This window comes from Phocaeicola sp. RTP21198st1_B8_RTP21198_201120, from assembly GCF_040929485.1.
Taxonomy (GTDB): domain Bacteria; phylum Bacteroidota; class Bacteroidia; order Bacteroidales; family Bacteroidaceae; genus Phocaeicola; species Phocaeicola dorei.
This window is the reverse complement of record NZ_JBCOCI010000003.1, coordinates 58,759-70,649: the sequence shown is the minus strand read 5'-3', so window position 1 is coordinate 70,649 and position 11,891 is coordinate 58,759. Positions and strand designations below refer to the sequence as shown.

The following is an 11,891-nucleotide window of genomic DNA, read 5'->3' as shown; positions in this document are numbered from 1 at the left end:
AAAAAATAAAGAATAGAGATATAGATTATACTATTAACCATATCAAGATATTTCCTATTCTTTATTACTTAAATTAATAATTAATCATCCTCAATATTAATGATAAACTTTATGCCAATCCATATAAATACAGTATCTTTGTAACGATAAGAATATGTTTAATCCAAACGGTGGAAAGCACCTGTGTAAACTGAGGTGCAAACTAAAGGAAAAGGATTATAAAGATAAGTTCTGATTATCAACTCCGTAGAAAAAGATTTGGAGTCGCGCTGGGGGGCGTGTGGTCGCTGGTTCGAATCCAGTCACCCCGACTGGAAGAAAGCATTGATAATCTGATGATTGTCAATGCTTTTTGCTTTTTAGACAATTCTCGTAACTATGGCAGTTTGGCGGGATGGTTGAAAACGGCTCAGTTTCTTTTTAAGATGCATCCTTCATGACCAATAAAGAAGGAAGCGCTTTAAAGACTTTTTCATTGGCAGCAATCCCCACACAAGTATCATAGCTTAAAATAAGCAATCCATGAATTATCGGCAATACCAAATCCTCTATTTCAACCAAAGGATACAGATGTACCCTATTTGCATACTGCTTATTTATCTTATATATTTGTCCTACATATTCTTCACTTCCACTGCTGAAATAATATAAATGAATAAAACTCCCTCCATCTTCCAATAAACGACGCACATAAGTGAAAAGAAAACTATCCATACTTCCATTTATCAATACAGCCACTTCATCTCCATTACGATAGTCACGATTTACAAAGATAGCAACAGGACAAGAAGCATGCTCTAACACATCATCCACTTTTTTACGAAACAAACCAAAAAAAGAAGTCATCGACTTTTCACCGTCAGTCATAAAGCGAGGCCCTGCGCCTAACAACAAAATATCCGGTGACTCCGCTTCTACAGTGGAAATCATATCAGATACCAAATTATCAGTTACTCTATAACGCTTCTCTATATGTATATTCAAGTGCTCTGCCTGTTTATCAACAGGAATAAAACTTTCTTCAAAAAATTGCTCAACACTAGTAGGATTCACATCGGTACCCGTTGTATAATGAGCTGCAATTACCTGATGATAAGAAAGTTGTTTTCCAAAGAGTAATTTGTATACCGATAATAGCTTACCACCTGTTTCGGGACGTCCAAAGAACAAAAGCAATTTTCGTTGCAAAACCGTTTTTTGTTCTCTTACTGCAAAGCCCCATTCGACTAAATTTAATAAAGGTGTCGTCATAAAAGTCGTAACCAAAGCCATTATGATAAGAATAACAAAGATAGATGGAGGAAGTACCCCCAACTCATAACCGATATTCAATGCCACCAATTCCATCAATCCACGGGTATTCATCAAAGTACCTATGGTGAAACTATCTTTCCAAGACTCACCCACCAAACGGGAGGCCACAGCACATCCACCAAATTTTCCGACAACCGCTACAGTAATCAATAACAGGCATACACACCATAATTCCGGCGTATTAATTAATCCTATCTGTGTGCGTAATCCTGTAAAAGCAAAAAATAACGGTAGAAAAAAAACCAATGCTATATCCTCAACCTTCTCCATCATTACCTTACGGAAACCAAAATTAGAAGGCATGACTACACCCGCCATAAAAGCACCAAACAAAGCATGAATCCCCAAAATTTCCGTAATAGCCGCCGATACAATCAAAACCAAAAAAATAAAACTGACAAAGGTCTTGTTTATAACTTCTTTATTGGAATAAAGTGTACCGATTTTCTTTAAAAACGGACGAACAACAACAAACATCACAGCTATATAGACAAATGTAAGAAGAACTGTATACAAAGCACCTCCCAACGTTCCTGCTTTTGTAATAGCAATGACAACCGCCAACAAACACCAAGCTGTCACATCATCATTGGCTGCAGATGCTATCGTAAGAATTCCTACAGGTTTCCGTGTCATATTCCGTTCTTGAATAATACGGGCCAAAACCGGAAAAGCGGTAATACTCATAGATATACCAATAAATAAAGCAAATGGAAGAAATGCTGTTTGCTGGGAAGCATATTCCTCATATACCCAGTAAGAAGCCAACATTCCCAAGAAGAAAGGTACCAAAATTCCTGCATGACTAATAACTAATGTTTCATTTATCTTATTTTTCAATACTCCGAAATCAACCTCCATTCCAATAACAAACATAAATAGTACCAACCCTAACTGACTGATAAGTTCCAGATTAGTCAAAGAATCCGGTTGAAACAAAAAGCCGAAAAACTCAGGATAAAGAGATCCCAGCAGGGAAGGCCCCAAGACAATTCCTGCCACTATCTCACCTATCACTCCCGGTTGCCCTATATAGCGGAATGCAGACGCAAAAATACGAACCGCAATCAATACAACTATAATTTGAATGAGTAAAATGGAAAAAGGATGCTCCAGATTATCAAGTAATATAGTTTTAAACATAGTAAAAGCATCATCACCTGCTGTCGCTGGCTTTATAGATGACAAATGCAAAAAACGCTCACCACCTGCTATAGCGGTATAAATCAACCCTCCGAATATCAATAGCATCATCAAGTAAATAAAGTAGTTTTTACGTGCCTTTCTCATACTCGTTATACAGAAATAATATTAATGAAAATATAACAAATAAAGCTGTTAAAGAGTTCATCAACCAAAAACCTTTTTCATACCTTTGCTCTACAAATTTCATGAAGATGTCCGAACGCAAAATAATACATATCGATATGGATGCATTCTACGCATCGGTAGAACAACGTGACAACCCCGAATTATGTGGAAAACCGCTTGCTGTGGGACACGCTGAAGAACGAGGTGTGGTAGCTGCTGCCAGTTACGAAGCCCGCCGTTACGGAGTACGTTCCGCCATGTCATCACAAAAAGCCAAAAGACTTTGCCCAGAACTGATTTTTGTTCCGGGGCGAATGAATGTATATAAAACTGTATCCCAGCAGATACATGATATTTTTCATACCTATACAGATATCATAGAGCCTCTGTCACTAGACGAAGCTTTTCTGGATGTAACTGAAAATAAAGCAGGCTTTTCACTTGCTATAGATATAGCCAAAGATATTAAAAAGCGTATTCGCAAAGAATTGGGATTGATAGCTTCAGCCGGGGTCTCTTATAACAAGTTTCTAGCCAAAATAGCATCGGATTACCGCAAACCCGACGGATTATGTACAATACATCCCAACCAAGCATTGGATTTCATCGCCCACCTTCCCATCGAATCTTTTTGGGGAGTAGGTCCGGTAACAGCCCAAAAAATGCACACATTAGGGATTCATAATGGTACCCAATTACAAGCCTGCACTTTAGAAATGCTTACCCGGCAGTTTGGTAAAGCAGGTAATCTGTATTACGATTTCGCACGAGGCATTGACCTCCGTCCTGTAGAACCCATAAGAATCCGTAAGTCCGTAGGATGCGAACATACATTGGAAAAAGACATTTCTCTTCATTCTTCCGCCATCATTGAACTATATCATGTAGTTACCGAATTGCTAGAAAGACTGAAACGCACTAATTTCAGCGGTAACACACTTACTTTAAAAATAAAGTTCCATGACTTTAGCCAAATAACCCGCAGCATCACTCAAAACAGTGAACTGACAAGTATGGATAAAATTCTTCCGTTAGCAAAAAAATTACTGAAAGAAATTGATTATGAAAGCCACCCCATCCGCCTTATCGGACTATCCATATCTAATCCAAAAGAAGAAAAAGAAGAAATAAAAAAACAATGGGAACAACTTTCATTGGAATTTAAAGAGTGGGATTAAGGTACTGGATAAATGAATCAATATAAGATTCCATTGTTTCAAACCCCTTCACTCCATTCTTTAATTCTAATCCATAATATATTCCCGCCAGCAAACCTGTCAATGCTCCTACCGCATCACTTGACTTACCTGAGTTTATAGCCGAAAATACGCACTCCTTATAACTATTTCCTGCCATAAACCAATTGACCACTGATTCCACCGTATCTACAACAAAGCTTCCATTACAAAGATTTTGCCTGTTAACCTCCACATCACATCTCTGCTCAGCCTGCTGTAATGCCTGTTCTTTATCTTCATATTCCAACAGGCAACGAATGAACTCAATAAAAAACCAAGTATACTTAAAGCTATAACGACTATTATGAGTGATCTTAATAAAAGAAAAAATCTCCTCTTTAGATAAAGGAGAAAAAGCCAAAACACAACACCCCATCAAACTGCGGTTGCCACTATTAGAATCCGAAGACACTCCCCTGAAATTTTTCATGATTGCTTTTTGGGTCACCTGATCAATATCAAACTCAATGTTTTCTCCTGTATACTTTCTATTGAAATACCAGTTTCTTAAATTCTGCTGATAAAGTTCCAAATTGCAACGACTGTCCAAAGCACATAATAACATCGAGGTATTCCCTGAACATTTATCTCCCCGAAGATAAGATTTTGTCCATATAGGTTTAAATGTCCCTTTTCCTTTTCCCCTGTAAGGCATTCCCAACCAATCTCCTAATATAAATCCCGTTAGTCCTGTTTTAATTCTTTTCATGGCATGTGTTAATTACAAAGCACAAAAATAATAAAAAGAGAAACAAATCCTTGCCTTCCATTGTTAAATTCATAATTAATGGGTATTGATAAGTATGTATGCTACAACTAATTTTGTTGCCAACAGAAAATGTATTACCGGGTAATAAAGAAAGGAGAACAAATGAAAAGAATCGTATTACTCCGCCATGGAGAAAGTACTTGGAACAAAGACAACCGTTTTACAGGATGGACAGATGTAGATTTAACCGAAAAAGGTATCGCTGATGCCAACCAAGCAGGTACACTCTTAAAAGAAAAAGGATTTCATTTTGATAAAGCTTACACTTCTTTTTTAAAGCGTGCAGTCAAAACATTAAACTGTGTGCTAGATAAAATGGATCAAGATTGGATACCTGTAGAGAAAAGTTGGCGTCTAAACGAGAAACATTATGGCGTATTGCAAGGATTAAACAAAAGCGAAACAGCTTCTAAATATGGAGAAGAACAAGTATTGATATGGCGCCGTAGCTTTAACGTAGCCCCCAAAGCCCTATCGGAAGACGATCCGCGCAATCCGAAAACAGATACCCGTTATAAAGAAGTTCCTGACAAAGATCTTCCACGTACTGAATCTCTGAAAGAAACAGTAGAACGTATATTACCTTATTGGAAATGCATCATTTTCCCCAATCTAGCTACAGCAAACGAACTGCTGGTAGTGGCTCATGGAAACAGCCTCAGAGGAATTATTAAATATTTGAAACACATACCGGATGAGGAAATTGTAGGCCTTAATCTACCTACCGCTATTCCGTATGTGTTCGAGTTTGATGATGACCTGAATTTGAAGAAAGACTACTTTTTGGGAGATCCGGAAGAAATAAAAAAACTAATGGAAGCAGTAGCCGATCAAGGAAAGACCACCCCCGACGGCAGGAAATAATTTTCCTGCGCTGTCCGAAACCTCCATCACAGAATGGAGAATACATCAAAATAGTGTTTTCAATAATGCATTCAAGCGCAATCATACGCCTTTATACTAGAAAGAAAACATTATGGATAAAGAATTATTAATCAATAAAAGAAAAAAATAGTATGAGTAAAATAACAAATTTATTGGGTGACCAAGCAGCATTTTATTTAGAGCACACCTGTAGAACTATAGATAAATCATTAATCCATATCCCTTCTCCAAACACCATTGATGATACTTGGATATCATCAGACCGCAATATTCGTACCCTAAGCAGTCTTCAAGCCCTGTTAGGACACGGGCGACTTGCAAATACAGGGTATGTATCTATTCTTCCTGTAGATCAAGGCATAGAACATACAGCAGGAGCCTCATTTGCTCCCAATCCACTTTACTTTGATCCGGAAAATATTGTAAAACTCGCTATTGAGGGGGGCTGTAATGGCGTAGCCTCTACTTTCGGAGTATTAGGTTCCGTTGCTCGCAAATACGCCCACAAGATTCCTTTTATTGTCAAACTAAATCACAATGAATTATTGACTTATCCCAATTCTTACGACCAAGTGATGTTTGGCACTGTAAAAGAAGCCTGGAATATGGGGGCTGTAGCAGTAGGCGCCACTATCTATTTCGGTTCTGAACAGAGCCGCAGACAACTGGTTGAAATAGCGGAAGCTTTTGAATATGCCCACGAACTAGGCATGGCTACTATTTTATGGTGTTACTTACGTAATAATGCTTTTAAAAAAGACGGCGTAGATTATCATGCAGCAGCCGATTTGACCGGACAAGCCAATCATTTGGGAGTTACTATCAAAGCGGATATTGTAAAACAAAAATTACCGGTCAATAACGGTGGTTTTACAGCCATTAAATTTGGAAAGACAAATGATAAAGTTTATACCGATCTGACTTCAGAACATCCTATCGACCTCTGCCGCTATCAAGTAGCCAATGGATACATGGGACGTGTAGGATTAATCAACTCTGGAGGTGAATCTCATGGCAGTTCTGATCTAAAAGACGCGATAATAACAGCAATCGTTAATAAACGTGCCGGAGGCATGGGTCTCATAAGTGGACGTAAAGCCTTTCAAAAACCGATGAAAGACGGAATTGAATTGTTAAATACCATTCAAGATGTTTATTTGGATTCAAGCATCACTATAGCTTAACTTTCACTATATGTCCAAGCCGGGAACAAAACAGCCACCTTTCCATGTTCTCGGCTTTTTTATACTCTCGGCTTCCTTTTTTAAGTAGCAACCTTCAAGTATTAAGATAATATTCCTACCTTTGCAATCCGATACACATTATTATATTATATAAGGTATGATGCAAATAAAAGTAACGGCACCCGCTCAAATATATACAACGATCCAGCTCCCCTCTTCCAAGAGTATCAGCAACCGTGCATTGATTATCAACGCACTGGGAAATAGAACATTCCAACTTGAGAACCTATCTGACTGCGATGATACCCAAGTAATGATTCACGCCTTAAATGACGGCAAAAATACCATAGACATTATGGCAGCCGGAACAGCCATGCGCTTTCTTACCGCTTATTTGTCCGTCACTCCGGGAACACGGATCATCACTGGTACACAACGTATGCAACAACGTCCCATCCAGGTGTTGGTCAATGCTTTACGTGAGTTAGGAGCAGAAATAGAATACATAATCAATGACGGATATCCTCCTCTGCGTATCACCGGACACAAACTGCAGAAAGATACCATCAGCCTGCCGGGCAATATCAGTTCTCAATATATCTCAGCCTTATTAATGATTGCTCCTATACTAAGTAACGGGCTGGCCCTTACACTGACAGGAGAAATTATATCCCGCCCTTATATCAATCTTACCCTACAGTTGATGAATGACTTTGGAGCCAAAGCCAAATGGCTCAATGAATATCAACTAAAAGTTGAGCCACAACCCTACCAATCCATACCTTTCTACGTGGAAAGTGATTGGAGCGCAGCTTCATATTGGTATCAGATAGCCGCTCTTTCCAACAAAGCGGAAATCATTTTACCGGGATTATTCGAAACAAGCTATCAAGGGGACAGTAAAGTGGCTGAAATTTTCCAGTTACTAGGAATCGAAAGTATTTATGGAAATAAAATGGTAACATTGAAAAAGACCGATAAAATAGCCGAACGTCTGGATTATGATTTCATCAACCAACCAGATTTGGCACAAACATTTGTTGTCACTTGTGCGTTAATGAATATTCCCTTCCGCTTCTCAGGCTTACAAAGTTTGAAGATTAAAGAAACAGACCGTATAACAGCCTTGATAAAAGAAATGGGAAAGCTAGGATATATACTTCATGAAATAGACGATCGTATTCTGTCTTGGGAAGGTGAACGATGTGAAATGACCGCTGATGCCGCCATTGACACTTATGAGGACCACCGTATGGCTATGGCGTTCGCTCCGGTTTGTGTAGTGATGCCCGAAATCCGGATTAACAACCCACAGGTCGTTTCAAAATCCTATCCTTACTATTGGGAAGATTTAAAGAAAGCTGGTTTTATAATAGAGGAGATATAAAGTTATGCTCATACTTATTATTGGTCTGATTATTTTGGCAGGTATCGCCATGGCAGTGGGAGTTTTACACAACCGCCAGATACAAAAAAAGATAGAAAGCGGAGAATTGAAGACCGCTCCCGAAATAGTGGAAGCAGACGCTGAATGTTGTGGACAACATGAAATTTGTGAAAAAGAAAGCCTGCTTGCCGCTGTCAGCAAAAAAATAGAATATTATGATGATGAAGAACTGGACCGCTTTCGCGGCCGTCCCTCAAATGGTTATAATGAAGAAGAAGTGGAAGAATTTCGAGAAATCATGTACACTTGTAAAGAAGATGAGGTAGCCGGATGGAGCCGTAGCCTGCAATTACGTGGAGTAGAACTGCCAGACGAGTTGAAAGACGAACTTTTCCTGATTGTAGGTGAACGAAGATTCAAATAATCCGCCCTACATCAAGCAAAGCCTCCATTTGAATAAAAACCACTGAAAAAAGAATACAGTATGGATATATTAGAACTTTTGCATTATACTTTCTTCCAACATGCCTTGCTAGGAAGCTTGTTTGCCAGCATTGCCTGTGGCATTATCGGCACATACATTGTGACGCGCCGTTTGGTATTTATCAGTGGAGGAATTACCCATGCCTCTTTTGGAGGTATCGGTCTAGGATTATACGCAGACATCTCTCCTCTATTATCTGCTGCAATCTTCTCCGTACTCTCTTCCTTTGGGGTAGAATGGTTAAGCAAACGGAAAGATATGCGCGAAGACTCTGCTATCGCTGTGTTTTGGACTTTTGGTATGGCAGTAGGTATTATATTTAGCTTTTTAGCTCCAGGATTCACTCCCGATTTATCCGCCTTTCTGTTCGGTAACATTCTGACCATTACGCCCACAGATATTTTGTTACTTGCCATTCTTTCCATACTGTTGATACTATTTTTCACTTTATTTCTAAATCCTATCATTTGCATCGCTTTCGACCGGGAATTCGCATGTTCTCAACGTATACCGGTAGCTTTATTTGAATATATTCTAATGATGTTCATTGCACTGACCATCGTATCATGTCTCCGCATGGTAGGTATAGTACTTGCCATTTCTCTGCTGACCTTACCACAAATGACCGCTAATTTGTTTACCCATAGTTTCAAGAAAATTATTTGGTGGTCTGTCATCATTGGTTATGCAGGTTGTTTAGGTGGACTGTTCATTTCTTATAAATTACAAGTTCCTTCGGGTGCAGCGATAATCTTTTTTTCAATCCTTATCTATACTTTTTGTAAAATGGGGAAAAGCATGTATATTTACAAACAAAAGAAACTCAATCAAACCAATGAATATGGAAATTAAAATCAATTCTTTAAACTCTATCCACGAAGCTGCCAAACAATTCATCGCAGCCATGGGTGACAATACCGTTTTTGCTTTCTACGGAAAGATGGGGGCCGGTAAAACAACATTTATCAAAGCTGTATGCGAAGAGCTGGGGGTAACAGATGTCATTAACTCACCAACTTTTGCCATTGTCAATGAATACCGTTCGGATGAAACAGGCGAACTTATTTACCATTTTGATTTCTATCGTATCAAGAAACTGGACGAAGTATACGACATGGGATATGAGGATTATTTCTATAGCGGTGCCCTCTGCTTCATCGAATGGCCGGAACTGGTAGAAGAACTCTTGCCTGGCAATGCTGTAAAAGTCGAGATTGAAGAATCTGAAGATGGAAGCCGCATCATGCGCTTTGAAGCTGAATAAAAGAAAATATCCACTGTAGGGACGAACATAATCTGCCCCTACAGCCAAATTCATTAAATTATGGGAATGCATTATCTGATCCAAGCCATATTCATATTGGTAGGACTACTGTCCGTTCTGGCAGCCTTATTTAATTGGGAGTGGTTCTTTACCGCACACAACACACAGTTCATTGTCAGTAATGCAGGGCGCCAGCGTGCACGACTTTTCTATGCTATATTAGGACTATTAATGATAGCTACAGGAATCTATTTCTTTTTGAATGTACAAGGCATCGTATAAACACATAGTAAACAAAATCTGTGAATATTAAATTTCCCTATCCACCAGACATAAAACACTTTTTTCAGGAAAGAGCGGGATTTTCACCCGCCCTGTTATAACCAAATTCCAAATCAATCTATAATTTCAGCCAACAGCCCTCTAGTTTCATCAAGATCAAATTCTGTAGGATCAAAATTATACCCCAACCATTCTTTATATTCACGCGCAGCTTTGGAGCGAGGTTTTTCTAAAGCTTTCAGCATTTCCCTATACCCCCATATGCCATTACAATCTTCCGGCGGACAAGCATTTTCACCATCCAACAAGGCAATAACCGGAATTTCCTCTTTCTTATAAGACTGACAGGATTCTAATATAATTTCATGTATCCAACTATCCCCGAAATCATATTCATACTTAATCTTTGATCCCTTGCGACTTAATAATTCACCTAAAGAAAGCATACCGGAATCAAACTGTTTGAGTGCACCTTCAAAAAAACAATCACCTGTCCGATCTTTGGGAGGAAGATAATAAGTGTCCCCCTTAATAAAACGATGCAAATGATAACCATCCCATCCCATTGCCACTTCTACCACCTCAGAAAATCTTTCCAAGCAAATATTCGAAGGGACCTCCAATATGCGCCAAACTAACGGTTCAGAATCTTTCAACTCTATTTTTATTCTAAGTTTTTTAGCAGGCTGATCTTCTATGTAAAGCGGATCATCGTAAATTTCCTCATCCTCGTCCTCATCAGTAGCAGCCTCAAAAACTTCAGCTAAATAATCTTCTACCCGCTCCATTTCCAACCCATGCATTTCCGCATAAGGCATTTTTTTCTTTAGTTCATTAATACTTGGAATGCCATAAGGTTTAATATGATAAGTCCGATAAATCTTTTGCAAAATAGGTAAAGTTTCTACCCCTCGAATATCCATCATGCAAGCTGTAACATGATCAAGCAGCAAAGTGGAACAAATATCATTCTTCTGATCTTTCAGTATATCAAAATAATAACCCAACAAATTACCAAACCAATCCATCACTTCCTCTCTTCTGGCAGGATGAGTTATCACAATATGAGCAACCGCTTCAATCACTCTATATTTAGACATAGGAAGCAATCCAGGCTCTTTCATAAAGTCCATCAAAACATCTAATTGATTCTGTCCCAATTGATAGGTTATAGCAGACAACATTGTTTCATACAAATAACCGAAATAAAAATCATAGAAATCCAAGTCTTGCCGCAATACTTCCAAAACAATATCCAAACAACGTTCCATACGAAAATGCTCCATCATTCCTAATGCATACCACATTCTATATGAATAACATTTTTCGGGCATTTTCCGATATACGACAAAGATGTTAAAAATAAAATTACGGAGATCTCGTTCCAATGTTTCTTGTGGAATAACAGCACAAGAAGAGTAGATTTCAGCCGGTGACAGACTACTCATATCATCCATCGTCCACAAAGGCATCAAATAAGATGCGACTGGCTGTGCAATCAATCTATAATCGGGACACTGATGATGATAATAAATATGAGACAGTTCTTCATCTACCTGATTGGCTCCATCATTAAACAATTCAAATGCAATTTCTTGTTCTTCCGGAGTCAATAAAGACATGATATCCTCCAAAAAACCAGGTAGGAATTGGGAATTTTTCTTTTTAGCCATTAAGCAATGTTTTTATAGTTAAAATGAGCATGAGCGTTTTTACAAAGGTATTCTATTATTTTCTTTTACAAAAGAAATAAGAGAGCTAATAGTAGATATT

11 protein-coding genes are annotated in these 11,891 nt (G+C 38.5%); 8 read left to right on the top strand and 3 right to left on the bottom strand.

Features of this window, described 5'->3' with window-relative positions:
- Positions 1–420: 420 nt before the first annotated feature.
- A complete protein-coding gene (locus tag AB5935_RS02825; protein ID WP_007836324.1) occupies positions 421–2,604 on the bottom strand; it encodes a cation:proton antiporter in 2,184 nt (727 codons plus the stop codon).
- Between the two features lie 107 nt (positions 2,605–2,711).
- Between AB5935_RS02825 and dinB the strand changes: the two genes are divergently transcribed.
- Entirely contained in the window at positions 2,712–3,803 is a 1,092-nt protein-coding gene (gene dinB, locus AB5935_RS02820; protein ID WP_008656253.1) for a DNA polymerase IV, read from the top strand.
- On the opposite strand, the gene AB5935_RS02815 is transcribed toward dinB, so the two are convergent.
- Positions 3,787–4,572 (bottom strand): ADP-ribosylglycohydrolase family protein, encoded by a 786-nt coding sequence (locus AB5935_RS02815; RefSeq protein WP_007840658.1) that lies wholly within the window; start codon positions 4,570–4,572, stop codon positions 3,787–3,789. The genes dinB and AB5935_RS02815 overlap by 17 nt on opposite strands.
- A gap of 162 nt (positions 4,573–4,734) precedes the next feature.
- Here AB5935_RS02815 and gpmA point away from each other — a divergent pair, with 162 nt between their 5' ends.
- The 7 genes from gpmA (at position 4,735) to AB5935_RS02780 (ending at position 10,118) form a co-directional block, all read left to right on the top strand.
- Positions 4,735–5,496 carry a 2,3-diphosphoglycerate-dependent phosphoglycerate mutase gene (gpmA, locus tag AB5935_RS02810; protein ID WP_007840657.1) on the top strand — a complete coding sequence of 254 codons (762 nt, stop codon included), beginning with the start codon at positions 4,735–4,737 and terminating at the stop codon, positions 5,494–5,496.
- Positions 5,497–5,648: 152 nt separating this feature from the next.
- Complete coding sequence (locus tag AB5935_RS02805) at positions 5,649–6,701, top strand: class I fructose-bisphosphate aldolase (RefSeq protein WP_007840656.1); 1,053 nt, start codon at positions 5,649–5,651, stop codon at positions 6,699–6,701.
- 157 nt (positions 6,702–6,858) lie between these two features.
- Positions 6,859–8,088, top strand: coding sequence for a 3-phosphoshikimate 1-carboxyvinyltransferase (locus AB5935_RS02800; protein ID WP_007836338.1), 1,230 nt, complete (start codon positions 6,859–6,861; stop codon positions 8,086–8,088).
- A gap of 4 nt (positions 8,089–8,092) precedes the next feature.
- Positions 8,093–8,512: a hypothetical protein gene (locus AB5935_RS02795; protein ID WP_007836339.1), complete on the top strand. Its 420-nt coding sequence runs from the start codon at positions 8,093–8,095 to the stop codon at positions 8,510–8,512.
- Positions 8,513–8,572: 60 nt separating this feature from the next.
- On the top strand, positions 8,573–9,424 hold the full coding sequence (locus AB5935_RS02790) for a metal ABC transporter permease (RefSeq protein ID WP_007845883.1): 852 nt from the start codon (positions 8,573–8,575) through the stop codon (positions 9,422–9,424).
- On the top strand, positions 9,408–9,836 hold the full coding sequence (gene tsaE, locus AB5935_RS02785) for a tRNA (adenosine(37)-N6)-threonylcarbamoyltransferase complex ATPase subunit type 1 TsaE (protein ID WP_007836341.1): 429 nt from the start codon (positions 9,408–9,410) through the stop codon (positions 9,834–9,836). Before AB5935_RS02790 ends, tsaE begins: the two co-directional genes overlap by 17 nt.
- A gap of 60 nt (positions 9,837–9,896) precedes the next feature.
- On the top strand, positions 9,897–10,118 hold the full coding sequence (locus AB5935_RS02780; RefSeq protein WP_038611144.1) for an immunity 17 family protein: 222 nt from the start codon (positions 9,897–9,899) through the stop codon (positions 10,116–10,118).
- 113 nt (positions 10,119–10,231) lie between these two features.
- On the opposite strand, the gene AB5935_RS02775 is transcribed toward AB5935_RS02780, so the two are convergent.
- Positions 10,232–11,791 (bottom strand): plasmid pRiA4b ORF-3 family protein, encoded by a 1,560-nt coding sequence (locus AB5935_RS02775; protein WP_007836344.1) that lies wholly within the window; start codon positions 11,789–11,791, stop codon positions 10,232–10,234.
- Positions 11,792–11,891: the final 100 nt, after the last annotated feature.

Excerpts from the sequence above, each read along its gene's own strand:
- AB5935_RS02795 (WP_007836339.1), top strand. The coding sequence starts at position 8,093 with ATGCTCATACTTATTATTGGTCTGATTATTTTGGCAGGTATCGCCATG.
- AB5935_RS02800 (WP_007836338.1), top strand. The coding sequence starts at position 6,859 with ATGATGCAAATAAAAGTAACGGCACCCGCTCAAATATATACAACGATC.
- tsaE (WP_007836341.1), top strand. The coding sequence starts at position 9,408 with ATGAATATGGAAATTAAAATCAATTCTTTAAACTCTATCCACGAAGCT.
- AB5935_RS02790 (WP_007845883.1), top strand. The coding sequence starts at position 8,573 with ATGGATATATTAGAACTTTTGCATTATACTTTCTTCCAACATGCCTTG.
- gpmA (WP_007840657.1), top strand. The coding sequence starts at position 4,735 with ATGAAAAGAATCGTATTACTCCGCCATGGAGAAAGTACTTGGAACAAA.
- AB5935_RS02805 (WP_007840656.1), top strand. The coding sequence starts at position 5,649 with ATGAGTAAAATAACAAATTTATTGGGTGACCAAGCAGCATTTTATTTA.
- AB5935_RS02825 (WP_007836324.1), bottom strand. The coding sequence starts at position 2,604 with ATGAGAAAGGCACGTAAAAACTACTTTATTTACTTGATGATGCTATTG.
- AB5935_RS02815 (WP_007840658.1), bottom strand. The coding sequence starts at position 4,572 with ATGAAAAGAATTAAAACAGGACTAACGGGATTTATATTAGGAGATTGG.
- AB5935_RS02775 (WP_007836344.1), bottom strand. The coding sequence starts at position 11,791 with ATGGCTAAAAAGAAAAATTCCCAATTCCTACCTGGTTTTTTGGAGGAT.
- AB5935_RS02780 (WP_038611144.1), top strand. The coding sequence starts at position 9,897 with ATGGGAATGCATTATCTGATCCAAGCCATATTCATATTGGTAGGACTA.
- dinB (WP_008656253.1), top strand. The coding sequence starts at position 2,712 with ATGTCCGAACGCAAAATAATACATATCGATATGGATGCATTCTACGCA.